We start from the raw sequence: 2135 nt of genomic DNA, 5'->3' as shown, positions 1-2135 counted from the left end.
TGTAGCGAGAGGGGACAGCACATGCGCTACCTGTTCGTGTTGAACGATCCGCCCTATGGAACGGAACGCAGTTACAGCGGACTGAGACTCGCCGCCACTCTTCTCAAGAGCGAGGACAGCGAGGTCGACGTCTTCCTCATGGCCGACGCCGTCTTCTGCGCGAAGGCTGGGCAGAAGACACCCGACGGCTACTACAACCTGGGACGGATGCTCAAACCCATCGTCCGAAAGGGCCATGTCCTGCTCTGCGGCACCTGCATGGATGCACGGGGTCTTGAAGCCAGTGAGCTGATGGAGGGCACAGCCCGCAGCTCGTTGGCGGAGCTTACCGAGCGAACGATAGCCGCCGACAAGGTGCTGGTGTTCTAGGCCTCGGCCGACAACCGGAGAAGGAGAGGTTCTCATGAGCACGATAGCGATCGTCGGCGGCGGTTCCGGAGGGGTCGTGGCCGCGAACAAGCTGCGCCGTGCACTGGGCACAGAGCACTCAGTCGTCCTGTTCGACCGTGACACGCACCACCGATTCCAGGCGTCGTTCCTCTGGGTGATGACAGGTAAGCGCACGCCGGAGCAGGTGTCGAGGCCGCTGTCTCTTCTGGAGAGCAAGGGCATCCGCTACGTGAACGCCGCTGTCGAGGGCATCGACACGACGACCGGCCATCTTACGTCCGGAGGCGACAAGTACGGCTACGACTACCTGATCCTCGCTCCCGGCGCCGAGCTGGCGCCGGAAACATCGCCCGGCCTGGCGGAGATCTCGCTCACCCCGTTCAACTTGGATGGGGCGGTCGCACTGCGCGATGCGCTCGCCCGGTTCTCCGGAGGCAAGGTCGCCGTCCTCGTCGTGGGGATGCCCTACAAGTGCCCGGCTGCACCTTATGAGGCGGCGCTGCAGATCGACTGGGCGCTCCGGCAGCGCAGCGTGCGCACAAAGAGCGAGATCGCCGTCTACACCTGGGAGCCCCAGCCCATGCCGGTCGCTGGCAAGGAGATGGGCGACGCCGTGAAGTCGATGCTTGCCGCCAAGGACATCGACTTCCACCCGCAGATGAAGGTCGCCGGAATCGACCCAGGGGGCCGCGAGGTCACATTCGAGAACGGGGAGCGGGTGACAGCAGACCTCATCGTGAGCGTCCCACCCCACCGCCTTCCTCGATTCTGCGCGGACTCCGGGCTTGCCGAGCCGGGAGCGTGGCTGTCGGTCGCGGATCCGCACACGATGGCCATGGACCGCGAGCGCCTCTGGGCCATCGGCGACGCGGTGATGATCAAGCTCCCGATGGGCCTGCCGCTTCCCAAGGCAGGCGTGTTCGCGCACCACCAGGCGGAAGCGGTCGCGAAGACGATTGCAGCCGACATCAACGGACGCGGTGAGCCGGGCGCGTTCGACGGCAACGGCATGTGCTGGATCGAGACAGGGGGGTCTGTCGCCGGATACGGGTCCGGGGACTTCTACGCCGAGCCGAAGCCGGCGTTGAAGATCGGCCGTCCCAGCCGGCTGAACCACCTGAACAAGGTGCTGTTCGAGCGTTGGTGGCTGTGGCGGTGGTTCTGAGCACTCCGGAGGTGCGACGCATGGAACAGATCTACTTGGATTTCAACGCGAGCACTCCCATCGCCCCGGAGGTGCGTGAGGCGATGCAGCCGTACCTTGCGTCCGCCTACGGGAACCCTTCGAGCACGCACTGGGCCGGTCGCCCCGGGCGGGAGGCCGTGGAAAACGCGCGGGCCCAAGTCGCCGATCTCCTCGGCTGCACACCGGGCGAAGTCGTCTTTACGAGCGGTGGCACCGAGGCGAACAACCACGCGCTCAAGGGCGTCTTCTACGCAAAGGGCGGTCGTGGACACATCATCACGACCGCCGTCGAACACCCGGCGATCATCGAGCCGTGTCGCTTCCTCGAGCGACTTGGGGCCAAGCTGACCGTCCTTCCGGTCGATTCGACAGGTTTGGTCGACCCCGCCGCGGTGGAGGCGGCGATCACGGAGGACACGATTCTCGTCTCCGTGATGCACGCCAACAACGAGATGGGGACGATAGAGCCCATCACCCAGATCGCCGACGTCTGCCGCGCCTCCGGCGTCCTGCTTCACACGGATGCCGCACAATCCGTCGGCAAGATACCGACGCGCGT

3 protein-coding genes are annotated in these 2135 nt (G+C 65.4%); all 3 read left to right on the top strand.

All coding sequences use genetic code 11. From position 1 onward, the window contains the following. Window positions 1-21: 21 nt before the first annotated feature. Window positions 22-369: a DsrE family protein gene (locus Q8K99_04990; protein MDP2181910.1), complete on the top strand. Its 348-nt coding sequence runs from the start codon at window positions 22-24 to the stop codon at window positions 367-369. A 34-nt stretch (window positions 370-403) separates the two neighbouring features. Next, on the top strand, window positions 404-1555 hold the full coding sequence (locus Q8K99_04985) for an FAD/NAD(P)-binding oxidoreductase (protein ID MDP2181909.1): 1152 nt from the start codon (window positions 404-406) through the stop codon (window positions 1553-1555). Window positions 1556-1575: 20 nt separating this feature from the next. Continuing rightward, on the top strand, window positions 1576-2135 hold a 560-nt coding region (locus tag Q8K99_04980), incomplete at its 3' end, for an aminotransferase class V-fold PLP-dependent enzyme (protein ID MDP2181908.1).

Source organism: Actinomycetota bacterium, from assembly GCA_030682655.1.
Classification (GTDB): Bacteria; Actinomycetota; Coriobacteriia; order Anaerosomatales; family JAUXNU01; genus JAUXNU01.
This window is presented reverse-complemented; position numbering and strand designations above follow the sequence as displayed.